Raw genomic sequence first — 22,784 nt, 5'->3', positions numbered from 1 at the left:
GGCAAGGCTATGCAAACTAAATTTTCCGAAGATGTGATTTCTCTATCTGATCTTAAAGTTAATCCTGGCAAGGTTGTCAATCATGCCAAGGACTCTCATCGACCCATTCTTTTAACCAGTCGTGGTTGTGGAGTGGCTGTGGTGCAGGGGCTTGAAGAGTTTGAAAAACATGGTGAAGAATTAGCATTTGTAAAAGCCATTGCTCAGGGCTTGCTAGAGATAGAAGAGGGTAAATACATCGGTTTTGCAGAGGCTAAAGAGAAACTAGGCCTTATCCGACCTACATACTTTTAATTGTCATCGAGAAAAACCGCCTAAATACACGCGTAAGGTCTAGAGTCGTCTTACAGACGAGCTAGTCCTAAGCTCTGGCATAAATATTCGGCTAAGGCCTCACCCTTCGGGTCGTCGTCACTGCGTTCCAACGTTGTCTCGGTTGCACCTCGTCTGAGTTGTCCATTTCAAAAAACGAAATGGCAAGCTCATGGTAAGTAGGGGGTGACTTTCTGATTATTTCTACTCCCAATAAACAAGTAATTAACATAAAAACTTATTAACAGAAGTAATTAAACACATCCTCATACTTTTATTATGTTTTTCGATGGTATCTGTGTAAATTGATCTTATGAATTCATTAAATATCAGACGTTAATTTTTATATAGATATGATTAGAACCTATAGAAAAGACGAGCATAAGGCAGGATTTATCGGAATCCGTGTTGCTGTTATGGTCGATTCGAAATTAATGCAAAAGTATTATACTTTTAAATCTACTGATCAATCAGAAGATGAGATTTTATCGGATGCTAAATCACTTCATGCAAAATGGATGATGGAAAAAAACCTGGCTAGCAGTAAACGCGATATTGCTGCTAAGGAATTGAGGCGGGTTAGTTCTCCTTTTTCTACAGGAATTAAAGGGATTAAGTTTAGAATTTCGCATAATACTTGTTATTTTTATGTGCAGGGCATGACGAATAAAATTCGTTTTCATAAGAACTTTAGTATTAACAAATACGGTTATGAAATGGCGTGGTTTAAAGCGTGTGAGTTCCTACAAAAAAATAAAGACTATTCTTTATTCGATTCGATTTATAAAAATATACCGGTTAAGGAAAGGCTGTTAATCGCTTTCAGGTATTTATATTTTACGCAAAAGCAGGCAGTACACATTGAGGCTATCGTACCTATTATTCCTGAAGATATTTTGGTGTCGTGGCTTAAACAATTATTAACGCAGTTTAAAAGTAACAAGCCGTTTAAGGCGGAAGTATTAAAATATATGAGCGATCATAATATTAAAGATACTGAGCTTTTAAGTATGACTTGAAGCGATTTGTGGGGTAAGTCGGATAAGGTAAGCCATCCAACATTTGTGTGAGATCAATCAAGATCGTACAGGATGGTATAAAGCTTATCCAACCTACCTAATAATGATTCATAAAAAAAGTGCCCCAAAGGTGGGGGGTGTGACAAACGTAACTATGAAAAGCACACAAAACCATTATCGCAAAACAATTCTATTACTCGTCTTAGTGGTTGGGTTTGTTGGAGTGATCGCGTTGTTGGCTACTGGGCAGCTTTCATTCATCAAAGATCATAAATTCAAAGACGATACTTTTAGCGGCGATACTTTTAATGACGATGTATTAAAAGATCACTCGAAAAACATTAATCCCCAGTCAAACCCCAGTCAAGATGCCGATCAGCGTCAAACCGATGTTGAGCTTATTGAGCCAACTATCGTTGAAGTACCTGAGAAGGAATTAACGTTTCAGGATCACTTGGCAATTCAAACTGAATTACGTCTCCAGTCTGATGTTAGATACGACGGTAGTTATCGCAAAATTGCTTATCCGATGGGCGATGTTCCTGAAAATATCGGCGTCTGTACGGATGTGGTTATTCGATCGTTTCGAGGTTTGGGTCTTGATCTGCAACAACGTGTTCATGAGGATATGAAACGTAATTTCCGCAGCTATCCCAACAAATGGAAGCTGTCTAGACCTGATACTAATATCGATCATCGGCGTGTGCCTAATCTGATGACTTACTTCAATCGCGCTGGCGCATCGTTAAAGATTAAGGATGATCCGATGGATTATATTGCTGGGGATATTGTCGTTTGGGATTTAAACGCAGTAAAAGGTAAGAGCAGGAGCAAAGTACTGTTGCATATAGGAATCGTCTCTAATTACGTATCTGAGTTAACGAGTAATCCCTTGATTGTTCACAATATCGGAGCAGGCCCACAAATGAATGATATGTTGTTTGATTTTAAGATTATTGGGCATTATAAGTATGGCGATAAAAAAATAGCCCAAAAGTAGGGGGGTGGCTTTATTTTTTTATCCTCTAAATTGTTTTCCTAAACCTCAACTTTTATTAAGCTTGGACTTGTAACGTTGTTGCATATTGTAAACCTCATTAGTGACATCTGTACCAACAGCGAATTCGATTGCTTTAGGGTTTTGTTTTACGGCTTCAAATACAACATTTTTATCTCGGCGCAATTCGATTGGGGCGTGGCGAAGGGCTAAGCCATTTTGTTTAACTGCCGCTAGTATAATTTCTATGTCGTTTTTAAGCGGGTTATTTTTACGACCTAAGTCATAAACGATACTTCTTTTGGGTTCATATCTTGAGCCTATAAACTCCAAGGCTAAGCCATTTAGTTTTACGGCATCTAAAGAAAATTGTCTTTTTAGTCTCAGCGGTAGTGGTGTAAAAAGTAGGTTCTCATGACTTTTTGTAATAGCCAACAACATTACATCTCTATCATTTTTAAATTTACTGTCCATATAATGAATTAAATCAACATCGTATTTAAGTACTTCCATTACGATTTCTTTGTTGTTTATAGACTGTATGTTTATTTCATCTATGAAAGAGGTCTTATTTTTTGCAGCCAAAAGCAACACATCATGATCTTTTTGTAAGGCTTTGCTTGCATATCGGATCGCATTTGCATCATTACTTATAGCAGTTAGAACAATTTTCTTATGATTTTTTAATTTAGGATCTAATGTTTTTAGTAATCTACCATTATGTTTAACAGCTACAAGTACTATGTCCTCATCTTTTTGAAACTCATTTGATAAGCTGTAAAATATTCTAGGTTGTAATTTGATTGCAGATAACATGAAGCTTTTGTTTTTTTCAACCGATGTACCTTGAATATAGGATAAATTTGTAATCTCCCGCTTAACCTCATCTAAAATTATTTTTAAAACATCCTCGTCGTTTTGTATTGATGGGTCAAAATATCTAATAGCTGGTGGGTAATCCTTTATTGTGATTAAGGCGATTTCTTTCTTCTTCTTTATATCCTTTCCAGCAAATTCAATTGAGTGGACTGTATTCTTTATTGCTGCTAATGCGATCTCTGTATCATTTTTCAAGGTATCTCCAGCGTATTGTAGAGCCCTTCCATTTTGTTTGACAGCCAGCAAAACAATGTCTTTATTTTGTTTTAAACGGTCTGAGGCAAATTGAATATTAAGCCCATCTTTCATTACCTGAGTTTTTACATAATCAAAATCGTTAAGAAGAATTTTATTGAGCCTTGCAAAAAGTTTGATGTCTCTTTGCATTGCTACATTCATGGTTTTCTTCGATTGGTCATTTAGGTGAGAGAGGATAGATGGATTCGTTTCTAAAGCTTTGAAAATGAATTCGTGATCTTTTATGTGTTGATCGATTAAGGTAATTTCTTTGGGGCGGTATTTTAAGACAGCAAAAATAACCTCCTCATCCTGCCTGAGGCGTGTGTCTATGTTTTTTAGGTAGCCGTAAGTTTCACTATTGGTGTTGTTTTTATTCAATTCAATTATCGATAATACAGTTTCTTTGTTTGTGCTTCCTAATTTCGCTTTCCATTGCTCAAGTGAGTCGAAAGTAAAACTATTGGTAGAAACAGATATATCAGCAATAACAGATCCACCGATAAACCCATCATCAAATTCGTGTTGAATGTAGGTACAACCAATTTTATCTGCACATATATGTTTCTTGTTCGTTATTGCCGAATAACAGGAGAAATTTTCTGAAGAATTTTTTGGTACCTTTAGTTCTGTATCGGAACTAGAGCAGTAATTAGTTACAAAAGTTATATCTTGATTAGTTTTATTGGCAATAATTAAGTGCCATTTATTATATTTAATATAAAAGTAACTGGTGGTCAAAAGCGATATAAATATAAATAGAGATATAGCTATTACAGATGTTTTAATTATTTTTGTCATAGCTTTTCTATTATTTTTATTATTTAGTTTTTGTGCTTATTATTTAATAATAATATATTGGCTAAACTTAATCTAAGATATTTGATTAAGGGTATGCATGAAGCTAAAACTTATAGTTTTGAATGGTAATAGAGTCAGAGTATAAAAAGTGCCAAAAAGTAGGGGGATGACTTAAAAACAGAGCCCATAAGTAATTTTCTGTTATTTATCCATAATTCGCTTTCTTATTCGCCATACGACTAATGGTATGCAAAGTAACATATAAAACTAATATACTAATCTGAATAAAAAGGAACGGTATAGATATGAATTCTTATGAAAAGCTTGCAATGATAATCGTCCCGTCAATGGGCTTAGCAGCAATTTTGTATTTCTTCGCATGGTATCTACCAGATGTAGAAAATGGGCATTTTAACGATAGTCAGCGTTTAAAGGGAGCATCTTATCAATCTAAGGTTGTCTATCAAAAAACTGGCACTTTAACTCCAATGAATAATCAAATAAGACATAATGTTAAGAATAATAATACTCATAAGAAAGGTTACATAAAATGGCAAGGTGAAAAAAAGGTTACCGTTATGCCAGAATCATTAAAAAACCGCAGATATAAGCAAACGAGTAATTACATACCACAACCCGTTTATAACGATATGAACAACCGCTTACAGTCTGATTATTCTCAAAAAATAAGATTACAAAAACAGGCTCAGGCTCGGAAGCAAAAGAAATTAGATAAAGACATTAATGATCGGGAATGTTCATACATTGAAGAAATGAAGGAAAGAGCTGAAGATCGTATGAAAAGAGGGTACAAAGCAAGCCAATATAATCGTCTAGAAAAGAAGCGAAAATTCTGGGCTAAAAAATACGCTAATAACTGCTTTGGCGGAATTAGATATCCAAGATAAAATATTAGACATCTATAGTTTGACTAATAACAAGCCCGATAATTTCGGGCTTTTTTGTATCCGCGATTTTTACTTAATCAAATATAAAAACCTCCTCAAACTAGGGGGGTGTCAAAGATCGTTTTTTATATTAACTAAGATTCTTAATTAGCATTGTTTCTTCCGCTAAAGATAGATAACGCCATTTACCGCTTTCGATGTTTGGTCTGAAACTACCAATACTGATTCGTGTTAGTTTTAAGACTTTTAAAGCGGTCGCAAATTTGGGATCTTTCAATGCGCCAAAAAGCCGACGAATATGCCGGTTTTTTCCTTCGTCAATCGCTACCCAAAGTTTTGTTTTTGCGCCTCCCGTGCCTTTTCTTTCAACACTGAGCACTTTCAGCATATCTTCTCTGCTTTCCACGCCTTTCAGCGCGGCTGCAATATGCTCGTCTGTTACGTGACCTCTGACCCAAATCTCGTAGACTTTGATGCAATTCCCCGGTCTGGTGAGTCTTTCACCCATTTTGCCGTTAGTTGTAAATAATAGAATCCCTTTGGATTCCAGGTCTAGTCGTCCGATGGGCATCCACCCATCATTAAAAACCCATTGAGGTAAAAGGTCGTAGACTGTTTTTCGTCCTAGCTCATCAGAGCGCGTGACGACATAACCCTTAGGTTTATTGAGCGCCAACAGTTTTCTCGAATCGTTCGCTGCTGTATTCATTGTTTTTTTCAGTGGGTGTTCTTGCACACTTAAGTGAGATTATTTTGAGTAAACGAAATAATGGCGAGTTTCCCTGTGCTTGAAAAAAGATATGAAATCAATAATTAGGGCGGGAGAGAAAATGTGGATTCAAGCAGTTATCTTTATCACTGTAACACACGTTCTTAAAATAGCTTGGTGAAATACCTACTGTTTATGAATTACCATTGAAAGCAAAGTAGGTCGGTTAAGGTACGCCATCCGACATTTGTATGAGAGCTGTAGTACGAGAGCTATTGTATGAGAGCTATAGTATGAAAATCATCATGGTCATGTCGGATGGCGCTAGGCTAATCCAAGGTACATTTTCATTGTTCATTGAGTAAAAGTGTTTGATAGTCAGACGGTGATATTTATTGGTTGATTAGACATATTTAAAATATGGACTAATATTTAACTATGAAACTTTTAAAATCCTTCAGTTTATTTTTAATGGTGATGTTTGTGTTTTCTGCACCTGCTTTTGCTAAACCGCTATTTAGTAAGAGTGAAATGGCTGCGATTCAAAAGTTAGATAAGGTAGTCGCTGAGATTGAGAGAAAGAAAAAAGAAACTAAAAGAAGACGTCAATCTGCAGCAAATGTTAGAAAAAATAACAAAGTAAAACCTTATGCATTAATAGATGGCGATGTTGATAAAAATACTTTGGATCCGGAAATATTTGGTAGTGATCCTAAGAATATTCAAGATAATTCCAGCCCTGATCCTCAAAACCCTGAGATATTCATGCTTGATGCGGATAACAATATAGTGCCAACAGTAGGGCGGGATGATATGGAACTCTTAGAAAAATTTAAAGAGAGGCTTCGCTAAGTAACGCGAGCTCCGGGAAAAGTTATCAAATAGCTTGTATGGCGCTTTGCTTATCCGACCTACATACTTTATTTGTCATCGAAAAAAGTACCTAAATACACGCGTAAGGTCTAGAGTTGTGTTACAGACGAGCTAGTCCTAAACTCCGGCATAAATATTCGGCTAAGGCCTCACCCTTCGGGTCGTCGTTACTGCGTTCCAGCGTTGTCTCGGTTGCACCTCGGCTGAGTTGTCCATTTCAAAAAACGAAATGGAAAGCTCATGGTAAGTAGAGGGGTAACTTTCTGATTTTTCTACGCCCAATAAACAACTAATTAACATAAAAACTAATTAAAATAAGTAATTAAGGGCTTTCCATACTTTAATTATGTTTTTCGATGGTATCTGTGTAAATTAATAATGTGAATTTACTCATTGCAAATAGTTAACATCGTTAGAGATATGATTAGAACGTATAGAAAAGACGAGCATAAGGCAGGGTTCATCGGCGTCCGTGTTGCTGTTATGGTCGATTCGAAATTAATGCAAAAGTATTATAGTTTTAAATCGACGGATAAATCAGAAGATGAGATTTTATCAGATGCTAAATCACTCCATGCAAAATGGATGATGGAAAAAAACCTGGCAAGTAGTAAACGCGATATTGCAGCTAAGGAATTGAGAAGAATCAGTTCTCCTTATTCTACCGGCGTTAAAGGCATTAAGTTTAGAATTTCGTACAACACCTGTTATTTTCATGTGCAGGGTACGACAAATAATATTCGTTTTCATAAGAACTTTAGTATTAACAAATACGGTTATGAAATGGCATGGTTTAAAGCCTGTGAGTTTCTACAAAAAAATAAAGACTATGCTTTATTCGATTCGATTTATAAAAATATACCGGTTAAGGAAAGGCTGTTAATCGTTTTCAGGTATTTATATTTTACGCAAAAGCAGGCAGTACATATTGGAGCACTTGCACCTGTGATTTCAGAAGATATTTTGGTGTCATGGTTTAAACAATTATTGATGCAGTTTAAAAATAACAAACCATTTAAGGCAGAAGTATTGAAATATATGAGCGATCATAATATTAAAGATGCTGAGCTTTTAAGTATGACTTGAAGAGATTAGTGGGATAAGTCGGGTGGCGCCATGCTTATCCAACCTACATTATTTTATTATTCATTCAGAAAAAGTGCCCGTAAGGTAGGGGGTGGCTTAATAAAAGCAATTCAAAGCACAATTACTACCTTCTATTCTTATGTCGCTTATCAATTCCGTGTGGATGATTTATTACTGTAAGGGTAATGAAAAAACTCACCATTCCCTATTTGAAAACACTGCTTTTACTGACCTTATTCGTCGGTTTGTTAGGTGTTGCCAAAACGATATTGCTGAATAAAGTGGGCAGTCTGAAACAACCATTGCCAAGTGTTTCGGATGCGTCGAAAACAATTGAATCACACGATTCTGTAGCTCATCAACAACCGATCAATAAGCAAACATCCTCTGCAAAATATGCTTTACCGACCATTTACGTATGGTCAGCTCAAGGTACACAGGCGAAACCTTCATCTTGGAATATTGGAGATGATGTTATTAAAGGTGTAACTGAAGATGAATTTGGGTTAGCGCATCAGGATATTGATCAGTCTTATTATTTTTTATTTGAGTTAGCGAGCGATGAAGATAATGAAATTGTTGATGTACATAAAGATGCAAATAAAGATGTAGCTAAACTTGCAACACTTAAACTCTCTGAGTTTAAAATCGCAGAGCAATTCACAGAAAGTATTGAAAACGATCTTAAAGATGCGCTGCAAAGAGCATCAATACCGAGAGCTACACCTAGCATTCAAGCCTCACCCATTGTCGCCATCTCATCTTTTCAGGATCACCTCGCGAGACAGGCTGAATTGCGTCTGCAATCGAATGTTACCTATGACGGTCGCTATGTGAAAATCGGCTATCCAATGGGTGATGTGCCTAAAAACATCGGCGTATGTACCGACGTTGTGATTCGATCATTTCGTGGTTTAGGGATTGATCTGCAACAACGTGTGCATGAGGATATGAAACGTAATTTCCATCGTTATCCGAATAATTGGCGATTATCTAAACCTGATACCAATATTGATCATCGGCGTGTCCCCAATTTGATCACATATTTTAAGCGTATTGGCGCATCCTTAGCCGTTACGCATAACCCTGCGGATTATAAAGTAGGGAATATCGTGACTTGGGATTTGGGTCAAGGGCTCACGCATATTGGCATTGTGTCTAATTCAGTTTCTGCGATTACGGGTAATCCGTTAATTGTGCATAATATCGGAGCAGGCCCTGAGTTAAACGACATGTTGTTCAAACACAGGATTACGGGTCATTTTAATTACGGTACTGCATTGTCCTCTTCGAGAATGAAATCGTTTGCGAAAAACAATGATTACTTGGATTACGTTGATTACGAGGGTGAAACCGGCTCATAAAAAAGTGCCTCTAAGCCGGGGGGTGGCAATTATTCTTTTCGTTTTTATCAGTTTTTATCAGGTTTCGCAACCGACATGTTTATTAAGGCTTTCGACCAGTCCATCAATATCAAAGCCGTGCTTAGCGATTGATTTAGGCACGATATGGTACAAACGCGGCATCGGGTAGAGCAAAATATAATCGTCGTTTTGCCGCCATTTCAGAATATTGTCCCATTTGACTATACCTTCGCCACTTGAAGAGCCTATGAATACGCCATTATCCTGTTGCTGTATGGTAAATTCTTCATGCATGGCTTTGTACTTGCGGTAATGTCGTTTTAGCATGTAGGGCGAGATGATGTATTTAATCAGTACCGCGACTAAAGTGCCTCCCAGCAATCCGCCGATTAATGCCCCCGACAAACTGCGCGGACCAAATACTTCTCCCAATACCAAAAGCACCACACCCAGAAGTAGAATGAGTTTTACCTTGGTGGTCGTTCTGCTAAAGAGTTTTCCGGCATTCACGTAATCTGCTTCAGTTATTCTGAATTTGGCATCCATGGTTTATTAAATCCCTCGTGCTTTTTTATAGGTTTTTATCATAGATAACTTAATACTATCTTCTTGACGAGTAAATCATATCCGAAATTTCTGGGGGGATGGATGCTTTGTTAATATTTCCAGATAGAAACTAAATAAAGTTATGTAAATGCTATGTGAAAGCGAAGTAAAAGTAATCATTGTAAAAAAGTGCCCCCAAAGCCGGGGGGTGGCTTAATAAACTATTTGAACCCTTTATTTCGTTATTTCTGAGTCTCACACTCAAGTGACTTATCAATGTTTCCATTTATGATCTAGACTTGATCCATTATGAAACATTTCTTATCGACACCCCTTGGTTCAATTCTTGGCAGTTTACTGTTTGCTGTGGTTGGTATCTTTCTGCTTAATCAAACAGGTTTAGTACCTAAGGTGATTGGCGTTTTATCCGTGCTGTTTTTTGGTGGTGGCGCTTTATTGCTGATTTGGCGAAATTATATGCAACGCCAGAAACAAAAAGAGGATGCGCGACCTTGTATCTGTGCGTCATCTATTGGTGATGTAATGGTTGAAAAACAAAACGTGAATGACGATGAGGTGTTAGAAGTTTGGGAAAGAGTGGGGACTAACCTTAATAAATCATTGCAGGGAATTTCTGCAATAAAATCGATAGGCGATGAGTTTGAGTGGTCGGTGATGGTTTCCTCAGGAGAGTTTTTCAGAAGTGGAGATGTTGCAACCGCATTCAACAATGAGATTTATCAGTCACTTGCTAAAGTACCCGGTGTAAAAACGGTAGTGCATGAAGATAATGAATACTGGGCTGTCGATGGTGATTGTCACGGAAAGGCTTTGGTTGAAGCGGCATCCTTAGCAAATGATGCTGTGTTACTGAAATACCAAGCCGGTGATTTTGATCAATGAGCCTGCGCGTTAACTTGTAGGCGTCAATCAAGTAGGTCGTATAAAACGTGATTGGATAACTTTGTTGGATCAACCTATGCCATGTATAGTGATGTCGTATTAAGCTCTGCTTAATTAGTGGCTAGATATACTAAGTTATTCAGTAAATATTTATTTTTGAATTTTTACTAGAAAAGCTGGTCTGATTTTAATAATAACAATAATCAACAAGGCAATATGAAACACTTATTCCGTCAATTAAACATTGCTAATTCCATTCTGTTAATCGTTTTATTTTTCGCAAATAGTCACGCTTATGCAGAAGAGTTTGTAACCTTTGCCAAGGGTTATGCCAAGGACAATTCTCAATTTCAAATCGAGATGCCAAGCTTATCTTCAAGCAAGCTGGATAAAATTAATGCTGCTGACATTATCAATAATAATATTGTCTTCAACGTGTTTAATTTTCAGCAACTGTCAGAGGTTTTAGATAATGCCACGGGCGGCGAGATTATTGTCGTAAGAAGCAACCTCAGAGATAAGCGTTACCATTACAAACAAAAGCGCCGTTTTAATGCGCCGGTGCTTATCCTTGGTATGTTGGGTCAAAATAGGGCGCCTTTCCTGGAAAATATAACCTGGGAAAATCTGCACAATGTCACCATCAGTCATTTTAAGGTCAGTAATTTATGGGATACCGCCCGAAATAATTACTCATGGCAGATCAGGAATTCAAATAACGTTCGTTTAAGCAATTTACACTTTAGCGATAAAAACAATAATCTAGTCGCATTAAAACGCGGAAAACTCGATACGATTCTGGCCAGTCAATCAGGTCTGCTGATTAAACAAAGTAACAACATTATCATCGATAGAACGCTGTTTACCGATTTGTTTCATGGGGTTGAATTTCATGATATGAATGGATTTTACGCGGTAGCCAATAAAGCCGTGAGAGTGGCGAGCGATATGTTTTCTGGTGGTGGTGTGAATAATGCATTATTCGATTCTAATTTAATGCATACCCGAACCCCTGTTTTTTATAAACAACGCTTTCGCAAAACACAGTATGTTCATAGCGATATGATCCAGTTATATACCAGTAAACAGAAGCGCAATAACACCAATATCACGATTCGTAATAATGTTTCGCTGGTGGGTAAGACACCGTTGAGGAATCCTAATTTAACGGGATGGCAGTGCTTTTTTACGCGTGATGAAAAAGGAGATTCTTTTTTTGGACGATTTAGGTCTTTGCCTTACGCCAATATAAAGATCATCAATAATTTCTGCGCCTCGAATCAACATCATGGTGTGACGCTATCCAGAGGGATTGATAACGTGGTTGCCGGTAATTTTGTGTTATTGGTTGATCAGGTAAAAAACAAACGACAGGCGACAGGTTCGATCAAAGTTTTTGAAAATAAAAACTGTAGAATTTTGGGTAATGTGTCGAATGAATTTGAATTCAAGAATATGTCGAATTGCCAAATTACGAATAATATAAATGGCTTTAAACCAGACTATAACAACATCATTTTTAATATGAGGGAAGCGATCCATTCAGCCCCACAACGCGCGGCGATTGAGGTTGCTTCAAGCTCAAATGATTTAAGCCGATTTTATACAAATACAGGTTTGCAAGAGAACCCATTGCAATACCTTGATTATTCGAAGTTAACCTTGGTGCCAGTTTTTTAGATGATTAGTGTGGGTCGGATGGCGCAATGCTTGTCTGACAGTTCAATCAATCATTCATTCATTGAAAAAGTGCCCCCGCAAAGCATAAATTATTCGGCTACGCCTCACCCTGAAGGGTCAGCTAAAGCTTTTGTCTCGCAAGCTCGGCTCTATTTACGTTTTCAAAAAACAAAAACCTAATATCATTCAAAGGTGGGGGGGGTGAAAATAAATTATACCGGTGAACTTGAAAGCACTAGATACAAATCCCCGTTGACGTCATAGGAAAATTAGCTTCAAACTGTTATGACTCTATCATGTTCAGTTTTTTTTGGGAAACTATGCCGCCAAAGATGCCACCAAAAATGGCGGCAAATTAAACTGCTGGAAGATGTATTTCCAGTAAACTATGGTTTATTTCTATTAAATTCACGTCTATTTTAAGGATTTTTGCTTGTAGTATATAAAGTAAATTAAACCCGAATTACACAAAAAACATAAAGTTAATTAAACTGAAATCGAATCAGTTTAAAAATAATTTCTTACAAATATTTCTAAAAGCTTAAAACTCTCAATCTGGTGGATTAATACATACTATTCCACAAGAGGAGTCTGGGGCGAGTGAACCATCATTGCACAAAGGAAGCGTTGCACCCCCATCCAATGAAATACAAGAATAATCATTCTCTTCTAAAGTGATTGTTAAAGCTTGAGCATTCGTGTTTTTAAATGTGTATGGAGTGTATGTATCTAACGTTCTTGTAATGTTTTCAGGAATATTAATAAATACAGCATCATTACCGGCATTAACTTCAGATATCATCTTAATTCCGCCACTGCCTGAAACAATTGCTGTGACACCTATTAAGGTAACAAAGAATTTTCCGGTATTAGCATTTTTTTGTTTGGAAATTTTAAGAGCTACTACGAACAATAGTAAACTCAATATAACAAGCATTGTTCCTGAAAGTGAAGGCACAGCTGTTGCTCCAGCTGGGAGAGCAAAATTAATGACGGGTAAACTAGCATCTCCGGCAAATACTGAAGAAGGTACTGCTATTAACAGCAATGATAAAGTAATAAGCTTTGCAAAAAATGTTTTTAATGTTTTCATTTTTAATCCTATCCTTAGATAATGTATTTACTTTCCAATTATGTGTTCAAATTAAAATATATACTTTGGTTAGTCTAGTTCACTTAAGCGTTATCATGATTCGACTGAATATTCCGTTATTACATATTCAGTTTTAAACTATAAAGCACTCTCAATATAATCCATCACTTCTTTACGCACTTTCTGAGTTGATACTTGCATCTTGTTGAGGTCTTTTTCAAGAACTACCAAAGCTTCTTGTAGGACCTTAACCATGCCCATTTCTTTGTCTATATAATACTCAGTTTCTGCAATCTGGCGCAAAGCATCGTGTGCTTTTTTAGCTTGCTTCTCATCATCTGATGATCCGCCAATTGAAACGCCCATGGATGAATTCTGATACGTCGCGCTTGGGGCAGCGGCCATTAAGTCTCTAATGGATGGGCTTACTTTTTTGCCGGAGTCTTTCAGTTTTACCAGATTTCTATCCATTACCTGAAAGGCATTAGACTTCATGTCCTTAACGGAGCTCTTAACCTGTTTACGCAATTGTTCATCAGCTGAAGTGGGTTTTTGCTTTAAGTAGGGCTTAACCTCAGCACTATAAAGGTCCTTACCTGCGGATAAGGCTTGATCGACCACCATGCCTACAGCAGCACCTAACCCCGGGGCCATGCCTGCAAAATCCAGCGACCCTAATGCAATTTGCTTGGGTGCATTACGAATGGCTTTTCGTGCGCCTTTGTTTTGTCCGAATACCTTGCTGTTATTTCCGTACCAGAGCGCGCGTTTGAATGATCCTTTAGAGCGGTTGCCAGCTTCTCCTTGAACATCTGTCCAAATTTTTTCAACATCAACTTTATTCAATTTTAATACTCCTTTATCGCGTTAAATTTTCAGTAATGTCTTAATCCTGTTGAAGGTACATCCCATGTTCCGCCGCGATCTATGGCCGTGGTGTTTTGTAATACCCATGCGCGAAGACGCGGTAACTCTTGCTCTTTCCAGCGTATGTATCTTAGTCCCTGAGTGACGAGTGTTTGGTTGTACTCTATGGCGCGTTGCAGATTGTTGTCTGAAGCGCTACTGGCATACACCCAAATGAGGTGCGCATAGACCTGTTGAGTACGAAAACTATTGCGTCGACCTGCATCGCGAGAGTCCCAACGGCTTTGATCGTAAACGCTTTGAAGACCAGTTAGATAGGTCAGTGGTGATCCCATTAATCTCATCACGAATTGGGGTAGCATTCTGGATAAGCCGGCATCGCGGATATTCTCTAGTACGTTTTGAAGCACTGATTGAAACAGCCGTATTGCCTGATTTGGGTTAGCATCAAGTGTGGTGAAGCTTTCGTATGACATGCTGGCACTCATACGGCGGGCTTCGGAGAGTAATGTGGCATGAAGTCGTTCTATCGCTTCATTGATGCCAGCACGTTCCAGTGAAAGCTCGAAACGTCTTTGATATTGTCGTTGAAGGTTGCTGTTAGTACCTGTTGTACCACGCGTTGTTGGTGAATTTTCTGGCGGTGGATTGGTTTCATAACATTGAGGATGCCTTGGCATCCTGTGTCTGACTCTTCTACCTCCCGGTAATATGTCGCACATATTATTCCTTTTTGAATGTTGTCATTTGCGTTGTTTTGCGATATCAGCGTATGCTATTAGTCGTTATTTTAAACGTGACTCAGGATTCAAAATGTGATCGATTTACATTTTTAGAAATTAATGAAAAAAAGTATCCTTATAAAACGTAAATATCATTCAAAGTAGGGGGGTGGCAAACGTAATCATGAAAAGCACACAGCACCATGTCCGAACAGCAATATTATTACTCGCCTTAATAGTTGGTTTAGTTGCTACTGTGCAGCTTTCATCGATCAAACATCACATATTCAAAGACGATACTCTTAACGGCGATGCCATTATCCGCGATGTCATTATCGGCGATGCAATTATTGACGATGTGAATATCGACCAGAGTACAAAGCCCAGCCACACTCAACTCACTACTGATCAGCAAGAAATCGATGTGGAGCCAGAGAGAGAATTAACGTTTCAGGATCACTTGGCGATTCAAGCTGAATTGCGCCTTCAATCTAATGTCAGATACGACGGTAGTTATCGCAAAATTGCATATCCTATGGGTGATGTTCCTGCAGATATCGGCGTTTGTACCGATGTGGTGATACGCTCATTTCGTGGCCTAGGGATCGATTTGCAACAACGTGTCCACGAGGATATGAAGCGTAATTTCCGTAGTTATCCCAACAAATGGAAGCTGTCTAAACCGGATACCAATATCGATCATCGGCGTGTGCCTAATTTAATGACGTTCTTCGAACGCGCTGGCGCATCGTTACCCATCTCGGATGACCCGATGGATTACTTAGCAGGTAATGTCGTCGCCTGGGATTTGAGTAAACCAAGTGGCAGTAGCGCGAAAGGAACAAACATGGTGCATATCGGCATCGTCTCGAATTACGTATCTGAACATACCAGTAATCCTTTAATCGTTCACAACATTGGTGGTGGCCCACAAATGAATGATATGTTGTTTGATTTCAAGATTATTGGGCATTACAAGAGTGAGGCATTATCTCCAGAATGATGCTGAAAAAAACTGCCTATAAGTAGGGGGGTGGCTTAGATATATTTATTAGACGCCAATAAATACTGATTCGAATAAACAATGATTATTTATAATAAAAAACTCGGTTAGTTGAATAGACAATTGAGTTAAAACCATCCGACGTTTATATGCGTTTTGTTAGGCATTTGTCGGATGGTCTTTTATGTATCAATACGATACCTTATAGCTGTTCCATTGAAATGAGTTCGGCTGTTCCGATGAGATCACCGTCTGAATTTCGGCCTTCACTAATTACCCATAATCCCGTGGCTTTATCAAACCAGATGGTATTTACCCCATTAGCGTCTTCCTGACGTATTTGATAAGTCGAGAAGGTTCCTGCGGTTACTGTTTTCTGGATGTTTACGCTTTCTATGGTGAATATGATATTTTGATTGTTTGTCATGGTGTTAGCAGATGGATCGGCACTAGATGTTACCGTGGTGGTTACGACCGAATCTGTTGTCCACGTTTGACCTTCACAAATTTCATCAGAGGCAACTCGCCAGTAAGGTGAATATTCATTGACCAGATTGGTTTCAATTTCACCTGTGAGTGAATTATTAGTCACTAAGTTGGTTTCTAATTTGGTAATGTCCCGAAAGTTATTGGCTATGGTATAGGTGAATGTCATATCACCCGTGCTGGAAATATTAAAGCCAGCAACATTTTGTTCGTAGGTGGTATCTAACGATAATGTTGTATTATTAGAGACAGTCACGGTTTCTGTTTCTGTACTAACGGTACTATCTTGATCGCTGGTTCTTTTCAGGGTGATTTTTTGTCCTACAATAGGGCGAGGTATTGTGATGCAATTTCCTGCGGAGCCACCTGTATCATCGCCGCCTGTTTCACCGCCATCATCAGAACCGTCGTCATTGTTACTATCACTGCCACTGTCGCTGTAACTGTCATCAGATTCTTCAGTATCATCGTCGTTTTCAGGATTTGTATCTTCTTCAGATGTCATATCTTCGGTCATATCGTCATTTGTGTCAGAGTTACTTCCTCCGCCACCGCAAGCCACAAAAGTGAAACAAATACTAAGTAGTAAGATTATTTTAAGTCGCATCGTTTTTCCCTCAAGTTGATAGATGTTTAGACTTGATCTGACAGGTATTGCTTACATTGTTTTTTCTGACATTTTCCAACTAACAGTCAAATCCAATATTTTCAATAACTCGATTAAGTCTGTTATTTGATACAACGAAATACGTATTATTGTTGTGTATATATGTGATTTGAACGATGTATCAGTATTTCTTATAGAAGCAAAAATAATATTCGTCCAGAAGTTTTTTGAGAGAAAAAAGTCTGATGCCTATTGGATAAATGACTTTAAAACGTCTAAAAATATATAAAAAATTATTAAGTAACTAATATTACAGGTTATCTAATTTAAACAAGCGGGTTAGTATTTCTATATCCAAACCGCGTTTTAACCAAGATTATAATGTTTAATTAAGATATATTTTAAATTCCTAACTCACCAGAAAGTACTTAAGTATGAAGAAACTTCCTGCAGACACTATCAGCCAGATAGTTACCCGTTTAAATTTTTTGTACGGTGAGGAGGTCGCAGAATGGTTTATTCCCGAGTTAGAACAGCGCATACAGAAATATCAGAAAGCGATTGATAAACACCATTTCAAAAGCCATTGGGATGAGAAAGACGTCACCCTGATTAGTTATGGTGACTCGATTCAATCGAGTTCACAGCAGGAAAGTACCAATCAAGGTACGCCTGAAAAAGCATCGCTACAAACCCTTAAAGAATTTGCTGATAAACGCCTCAGTGATTATTTTAATGTGATTCATTTATTGCCGATTTTTCCTTACACGTCTGACGATGGTTTTTCTGTTGCTGACTATCGTGTGATTCGGTCGGATTTAGGCACCTGGGATGATGTAGATAAGCTCGGTGAAAATTTCAATCTGATGTTTGATTTCGTATTGAACCATTGTTCGCGCGTGAGTCTGTATTTCTCTGATTTTCGTGCTGATCGCGACCCTTATAAAGATTTCTTCATTTACGAAGATCCAAACAAAGACTGGTCTCACGTGGTGCGTCCCAGAAGTACGCCGTTGTTGACGGATATCCCGACGCATTCCGGTATTCGCCATGTCTGGACGACGTTTAGTGCAGATCAGGTCGACTTAAATTACAAGAACCCCAAAGTGTTGTTGGAAATGCTGGATATTTTGCTGTTTTATATCAGCCAGGGTTCGCGCATTACGCGTCTTGATGCAATTGCTTTCTTATGGAAAGAAGAGGGCACGTCTTGTTTGCATTTACCTCAAACACACGAGGTGGTGAAACTATTACGCGATGTGACGGACGCGGTAAGCCCAGGGGCAATTCTATTAACAGAAACGAATGTGCCGCACGAAGAAAACATCAGTTATTTTGGTGAAGGCGATGAAGCCCAGATGGTGTATCAGTTTAGTTTGCCACCGTTGTTGCTACACGCGATTCACACCAGTAATACCCTTTACTTATATGAATGGTTGAAACATCTAACGCCACCGCCAGAGGGGTGTACCTATTTTAACTTTACGGCATCGCACGATGGAATCGGCGTTCGTCCACTGGAAGGATTGATTCCTGAAGATGAGCTAAAACAGTTGCTTGAGGATATGCGTGCCGGTGGTGCGTATATTTCTACCCGCAAGAATGTTGAAGGTAAGAATGTCCCGTATGAAATCAATGTAACGTATTTCGATGCGTTTAGAAATCCGGGTAATCAGTCTGCACCATGGCAAGTCGCGCGTTTTCTTCTGTCACAAACAGTTGCTTTGTCGATGCGTGGTATTCCGGGTATTTATATTCATTCCTTGCTCGCTACGCCGAACGATCACGAACACGTCGAAGTCACAGGTACGACGCGTTCGATCAATCGTCATCAATGGAATATTGATGAGTTAGAAGCTTTGCTGGAAGTACCAGAGAGTAGTACGCATCTTTTAATGAATGAGTATTTGCGCCGCATCAAAGTGCGCCGCGAGCAGGCTGCTTTCCACCCAGATGCAACGCAGGATGTGCTAGATCTGGATGACAAGGTGTTAGGCGTGGTGCGTGTTTCGCTGGATTGTAAACAGAAGATTGTGGCTTTATATAATTTCAGTAAAGTGAATCAGTATCTGGATGATGCGAAAATACGCCCGATTCTTGGTGAACCGGGCGAATGGAAAAATGTTCTCTATGACGTAGAACCAGAAAGAGAAGGCAATATGCTGGTGTTAAAGCCGTATGCCTGTCTTTGGTTGGCAGTGTCTGTATAACTCATCCGTATTTGAAGCGACGTTTGATTCGCTTCTTTTCATTTAATTATCAGGCGTTGTCCAGTTCAACCGCTTCCAGTATTTGATCGGTTAAATCTGGTACAGCGCTGAATACACGACGCCAGTTAGGGATGAAAGGCACTTCCATCGGGTTTTTCAGATAGGTTTCACCCGCTTCAATAATACTGCTGGCGAAGAGTTCGATGGTCTTTTCTTCGGCATGGATATCCATGGTTAAACCATTAATTTGCGCATCTGCGTTAAAGTTATCCAGCAAGTCTAATGCTTCGCGCAGGTAGGTGGCTTTTACTGCGCGGAAGAAGGCTTTATTCATCGCATGGCCTTCAGTACCTAATTTTCTAAACAGCGCTTTGGTAATTTCATGACTCATGCGAGACAAGCCTTGTGTGTGATCTTCGCCACCCATTTCCTGATGCTTGTGATCGTAATTATCGGCAATATCAACCTGACAAACGCGTCGTGGCGATGTGTTGCGATAAGCTTCGGAGAGTATGCCGATTTCCAGACCCCAGTCACTCGGGATTCGCATTGAGTTGAGCATGTCATCACTCATGGAGAATTCACCTGATAATGGGTAGCGGAATGCATCGAGAAATTCGATGTATTCGATATTACCTAATACCTTTTTCAGCGCCAGCAACATCGGTTGTACAAATAAACGTGTGACACGACCACTGAGTTGTTGTTTAGCATTTACGCGGGCGTAATAGCCCTTACAGAATTCAAAATCCAGTGCAGGGTTGGCAATGGGGTAAAACAGCCGAGCCGGAATTTCACGGGTATAGGTAAGAATATCGCAATCGTGTAGGGCAATCGCTTTACTGTTATTAGCAGCTAGAATATAGCCCATGCAGTACCAGACATTGCGTCCTTTGCCGGGTTGATCGGGCGCCAGTTTTTTGTCTTCCAGCATTTTAGCAACGGCTTTTAAGCGAGGTCCGTCATTCCAAAGAATGCGTTTTTTCTGGGGTAATCTGGAAAAGAACTCACGTGCATAATCAAACTGTTTTTGATCTGCCTGATCCAGACCAATGACGATTTCATTGATGTAATCGGCATGTTGTAGCTCATCTAAAATTCCCGATAATGCAGGGCCTTCCAGTTCAGAAAATAAGGAGGGCAGGATGAGAGTCATTGGATGTCTTTTGGATAGGCGTCTTAATTCATTCTCAATTTTTTCTAATGACGCACCCGGTAATTTGTGGAGTGTTGTAATTGGTCCTGTTTGTTTAAAGTCTGACATGACATCCTTTTTATTTTTGAGTGAGTTTCTTTCTGTAATTCTTTCTTTTGACTATCTGCTAGTTTGTTGTTGATCCCTGCAAGAGTTGCATTATTGCTTCGTTCCAACCAGCAGGGCCTTCTAATGTGGTTTTTATCAGGTGATTGGGTGTTGGTCTTTTATTCGCGTCGATAGTAAACGGTGTGCCTTTTGGGTTGCTGACGATAATCGCGACATTGGCTGCTGTCAGCATGTCTTTATCATTCGCACTATCGCCAAGGGCAATGGTAAAAGCTTTCGAGTTATTATTTAGATGTTTCTGCACAAAATGCATCGCTTCAACTTTATCGGTTTGTCCCATTACATGCCAAAAACGTCCACCCCGTTTTAATTCTAGACCATGTTGTTTTAAGTATTGACGGAAATCTTCGATCAGCGCTTCGTCATCTTCCCATAATAAGGGTTCACTGCCTTGGCGTTGGGCTGCATTTCTTGCTGCCTGAAGGCTTAAGCCAGTGTGTTCAACGATTTGCTCTGCACTCCAGTCATGAAAACCGTTAAAGCAATATCCATGTTCTCGTCTCAGGGCATCTAGCACCTGACAAATTGTTGTGTAATCTGCGCCTAAAATATGTGTCTGCGTTTCTTCAGGGTCGAAAATGATACTGCCATTTTCTGCAATTTGAGGGGTATTCATACCTAAATCGCTGGAAATCTGTGCAATTTCAGCAAGGGTTTTACTGGAGTTTATGATTACCGGAATGCCACGTTGTTTGAGTTGTTTTAATGCTGGTTGGGCAGCAGTGAAACGATAATCATGATGGTCTAATAAAGTACCGTCGAGATCAGTAAAAATTAACCAATTTTTTGTGTCGGGAAGTGTTGTTAAATCCATTTATTAAAAGCTGTTTTTTTAGGTTAGTTTTAAGTGTTTCATAGTGTTTTTGCTATTTTACTGAGCTCTCTCACGGAGCTGCTCACAGGGTGTTTACAGAACTTTTTCTATAAAAAAATATAAGAAAATATTAGAACCCCTTGTTTGATGTGAATGACTTCACCTTAACATTTATTTATAGCTTAGAACATTTAAACAAATAAGTAAGTTGATATGCGCCATGTTCAAGTACAGATTTAATCGCAACTGTGTCTATTTATCAGCAGATCTTGGTGCTAATTTACAAAATTAGTTTCATCCAAATTACTTTTTTTGGGTTTATAGACGTTACCTCGAGCATTGTCATGAGTAAATCACATCAGCTTCTCGCTTTCTTTGTTACCTTGATTTGGGGTACAAATTTCGTATTTATTAAATACGGTCTGGATGAGTTGCCACCATTTTTATTTGCTGCGATTCGCTTCTTTTTAGTGGCATTCCCTCTGGTCTTTTTTATGAAGCGTCCCAAAGCGGGTTGGGGGTTAATAGCGGCGTATGGATTGTTAATTGGTTTCGGCCAGTTTGGTGTGCTGTTTTATGCGATGCAAAATGATATATCGCCAGGCCTTGCATCTCTGGTGGTACAAACGCAGATTTTCTTCAGTATTATCTTCGCGATCTTTATGTTCAAAGAAACGATAAAGCCAGCGCAATGGATTGCATTGCTGATTAGTTTTTCTGGCATCGCTTTAATCGGCAGTAAGGTCGATGACAACACAACACTATTAGGTCTGGTTCTGGTGTTGATTGCGGCGATGAGTTGGGCCATGGGGAATATGGTGATCAAGAAAGCGGGTAAGGTTGATATTATTGCGTTTCTCGCTTATTCGTCGTTGTTTACCGTGCCTGTATTGTTTGCAATGTCGCTGTATTTTGAAGGTTGGACGTTGATGAAAAGCAGTATCCAATCGGCATCAATGACTAGCGTTTACGTGGTGTTGTGGCAAACCATCGGAAATACGCTGATCGGTTATGGCATCTGGAATTATTTAATCAGTCGTTACAATGCTTCGGTGGTGACACCCTGGGCGTTACTGGTTCCTGTATCCGGAATGATGGCTTCGTATTTGATGTTAGGTGAACCCATGCCGATCTGGAAAATTATTGCAGCATTATTGATCCTAACAGGCCTTGCGTTGAATATTTATATGTCAGTCAGGACGGTTAGGAAAGCCAGAGTTAGCAAAGTGGCTTAATGAAAACGTTACCGGTCAAATTGAGTATTAACGATTTGTAGTTAATGTCTTTGAAAAAAAGTGCCCCAAAGGTGGGGGGTGCCTATTGAAGTGTTGCTAGCGCTTCAGA

The 22,784-nt window shown here is 38.9% G+C and carries 21 protein-coding genes; 12 read left to right on the top strand and 9 right to left on the bottom strand.

Features of this window, described 5'->3' with window-relative positions; translation table 11 throughout:
• The first annotated feature begins 9 nt into the window (after window positions 1-9).
• The 3 genes from EV695_RS12815 to EV695_RS12805 all read left to right on the top strand — a co-directional run bounded on the left by EV695_RS12815 (window position 10) and on the right by EV695_RS12805 (window position 2,331).
• On the top strand, window positions 10-294 hold the full coding sequence (locus EV695_RS12815) for a type II toxin-antitoxin system Phd/YefM family antitoxin (protein ID WP_131906383.1): 285 nt from the start codon (window positions 10-12) through the stop codon (window positions 292-294).
• A gap of 371 nt (window positions 295-665) precedes the next feature.
• Window positions 666-1,331 (top strand): AP2/ERF family transcription factor, encoded by a 666-nt coding sequence (locus tag EV695_RS12810; protein ID WP_131906382.1) that lies wholly within the window; start codon window positions 666-668, stop codon window positions 1,329-1,331.
• 139 nt (window positions 1,332-1,470) lie between these two features.
• On the top strand, window positions 1,471-2,331 hold the full coding sequence (locus tag EV695_RS12805; RefSeq protein WP_207907080.1) for a DUF1287 domain-containing protein: 861 nt from the start codon (window positions 1,471-1,473) through the stop codon (window positions 2,329-2,331).
• A 45-nt stretch (window positions 2,332-2,376) separates the two neighbouring features.
• On the opposite strand, the gene EV695_RS12800 is transcribed toward EV695_RS12805, so the two are convergent.
• Entirely contained in the window at window positions 2,377-4,245 is a 1,869-nt protein-coding gene (locus EV695_RS12800; RefSeq protein ID WP_131906381.1) for a DUF4116 domain-containing protein, read from the bottom strand.
• 305 nt (window positions 4,246-4,550) lie between these two features.
• Between EV695_RS12800 and EV695_RS12795 the strand changes: the two genes are divergently transcribed.
• Window positions 4,551-5,153 carry a hypothetical protein gene (locus EV695_RS12795; RefSeq protein ID WP_131906380.1) on the top strand — a complete coding sequence of 201 codons (603 nt, stop codon included), beginning with the start codon at window positions 4,551-4,553 and terminating at the stop codon, window positions 5,151-5,153.
• Window positions 5,154-5,283: 130 nt separating this feature from the next.
• Here EV695_RS12795 and EV695_RS12790 read toward each other — a convergent pair whose 3' ends face one another.
• Window positions 5,284-5,862, bottom strand: coding sequence for a pseudouridine synthase (locus tag EV695_RS12790; RefSeq protein WP_131906379.1), 579 nt, complete (start codon window positions 5,860-5,862; stop codon window positions 5,284-5,286).
• Window positions 5,863-6,300: 438 nt separating this feature from the next.
• On the opposite strand from EV695_RS12790, the gene EV695_RS12785 reads away from it, so the two are divergent.
• From EV695_RS12785 to EV695_RS12775, 3 genes are all read left to right on the top strand, one after another.
• Window positions 6,301-6,714: a hypothetical protein gene (locus EV695_RS12785; RefSeq protein ID WP_131906378.1), complete on the top strand. Its 414-nt coding sequence runs from the start codon at window positions 6,301-6,303 to the stop codon at window positions 6,712-6,714.
• Between the two features lie 441 nt (window positions 6,715-7,155).
• Window positions 7,156-7,821 carry an AP2/ERF family transcription factor gene (locus EV695_RS12780; RefSeq protein WP_131906377.1) on the top strand — a complete coding sequence of 222 codons (666 nt, stop codon included), beginning with the start codon at window positions 7,156-7,158 and terminating at the stop codon, window positions 7,819-7,821.
• 185 nt (window positions 7,822-8,006) lie between these two features.
• The gene (locus tag EV695_RS12775; protein ID WP_131906376.1) at window positions 8,007-9,185 is read left to right on the top strand and encodes a DUF1287 domain-containing protein; all 1,179 of its coding nucleotides are present in this window, start codon (window positions 8,007-8,009) and stop codon (window positions 9,183-9,185) included.
• 57 nt (window positions 9,186-9,242) lie between these two features.
• Here EV695_RS12775 and EV695_RS12770 read toward each other — a convergent pair whose 3' ends face one another.
• Window positions 9,243-9,731, bottom strand: a complete 489-nt coding sequence (locus tag EV695_RS12770; protein WP_131906375.1) for a YcxB family protein — start codon at window positions 9,729-9,731, stop codon at window positions 9,243-9,245.
• Window positions 9,732-10,040: 309 nt separating this feature from the next.
• Between EV695_RS12770 and EV695_RS12765 the strand changes: the two genes are divergently transcribed.
• On the top strand, window positions 10,041-10,634 hold the full coding sequence (locus EV695_RS12765; RefSeq protein ID WP_131906374.1) for a hypothetical protein: 594 nt from the start codon (window positions 10,041-10,043) through the stop codon (window positions 10,632-10,634).
• Between the two features lie 216 nt (window positions 10,635-10,850).
• Entirely contained in the window at window positions 10,851-12,314 is a 1,464-nt protein-coding gene (locus tag EV695_RS12760) for a hypothetical protein (protein WP_131906373.1), read from the top strand.
• Between the two features lie 550 nt (window positions 12,315-12,864).
• Here the strand turns inward: EV695_RS12760 and EV695_RS12755 are convergent.
• The 3 genes from EV695_RS12755 to EV695_RS12745 form a co-directional block, all read right to left on the bottom strand.
• A complete protein-coding gene (locus EV695_RS12755) occupies window positions 12,865-13,407 on the bottom strand; it encodes a hypothetical protein (RefSeq protein ID WP_131906372.1) in 543 nt (180 codons plus the stop codon).
• 138 nt (window positions 13,408-13,545) lie between these two features.
• Window positions 13,546-14,253, bottom strand: coding sequence for a hypothetical protein (locus EV695_RS12750; RefSeq protein WP_131906371.1), 708 nt, complete (start codon window positions 14,251-14,253; stop codon window positions 13,546-13,548).
• Window positions 14,254-14,282: 29 nt separating this feature from the next.
• Entirely contained in the window at window positions 14,283-14,996 is a 714-nt protein-coding gene (locus EV695_RS12745; protein ID WP_131906370.1) for a hypothetical protein, read from the bottom strand.
• 184 nt (window positions 14,997-15,180) lie between these two features.
• Between EV695_RS12745 and EV695_RS12740 the strand changes: the two genes are divergently transcribed.
• Entirely contained in the window at window positions 15,181-15,999 is an 819-nt protein-coding gene (locus tag EV695_RS12740; RefSeq protein ID WP_131906369.1) for a DUF1287 domain-containing protein, read from the top strand.
• Between the two features lie 202 nt (window positions 16,000-16,201).
• On the opposite strand, the gene EV695_RS12735 is transcribed toward EV695_RS12740, so the two are convergent.
• A complete protein-coding gene (locus EV695_RS12735; RefSeq protein ID WP_131906368.1) occupies window positions 16,202-17,092 on the bottom strand; it encodes a hypothetical protein in 891 nt (296 codons plus the stop codon).
• Window positions 17,093-17,526: 434 nt separating this feature from the next.
• On the opposite strand from EV695_RS12735, the gene EV695_RS12730 reads away from it, so the two are divergent.
• Complete coding sequence (locus tag EV695_RS12730) at window positions 17,527-19,302, top strand: sugar phosphorylase (protein WP_131906367.1); 1,776 nt, start codon at window positions 17,527-17,529, stop codon at window positions 19,300-19,302.
• Between the two features lie 49 nt (window positions 19,303-19,351).
• On the opposite strand, the gene EV695_RS12725 is transcribed toward EV695_RS12730, so the two are convergent.
• Together EV695_RS12725 and EV695_RS12720 are read right to left on the bottom strand one after the other, a co-directional pair.
• Window positions 19,352-20,566, bottom strand: a complete 1,215-nt coding sequence (locus EV695_RS12725; RefSeq protein ID WP_131906366.1) for a glycosyltransferase family protein — start codon at window positions 20,564-20,566, stop codon at window positions 19,352-19,354.
• Between the two features lie 58 nt (window positions 20,567-20,624).
• Complete coding sequence (locus EV695_RS12720) at window positions 20,625-21,440, bottom strand: HAD-IIB family hydrolase (RefSeq protein WP_131906365.1); 816 nt, start codon at window positions 21,438-21,440, stop codon at window positions 20,625-20,627.
• A 344-nt stretch (window positions 21,441-21,784) separates the two neighbouring features.
• Here EV695_RS12720 and EV695_RS12715 point away from each other — a divergent pair, with 344 nt between their 5' ends.
• Complete coding sequence (locus tag EV695_RS12715) at window positions 21,785-22,675, top strand: EamA family transporter (RefSeq protein ID WP_131906364.1); 891 nt, start codon at window positions 21,785-21,787, stop codon at window positions 22,673-22,675.
• Window positions 22,676-22,784: the final 109 nt, after the last annotated feature.

It is taken from the genome of Cocleimonas flava (assembly GCF_004339015.1).
GTDB lineage: Bacteria > Pseudomonadota > Gammaproteobacteria > Thiotrichales > Thiotrichaceae > Cocleimonas > Cocleimonas flava.
The sequence above is the reverse complement of the archived record's forward strand: the minus strand, read 5'-3'. Positions and strand labels throughout refer to the sequence as shown.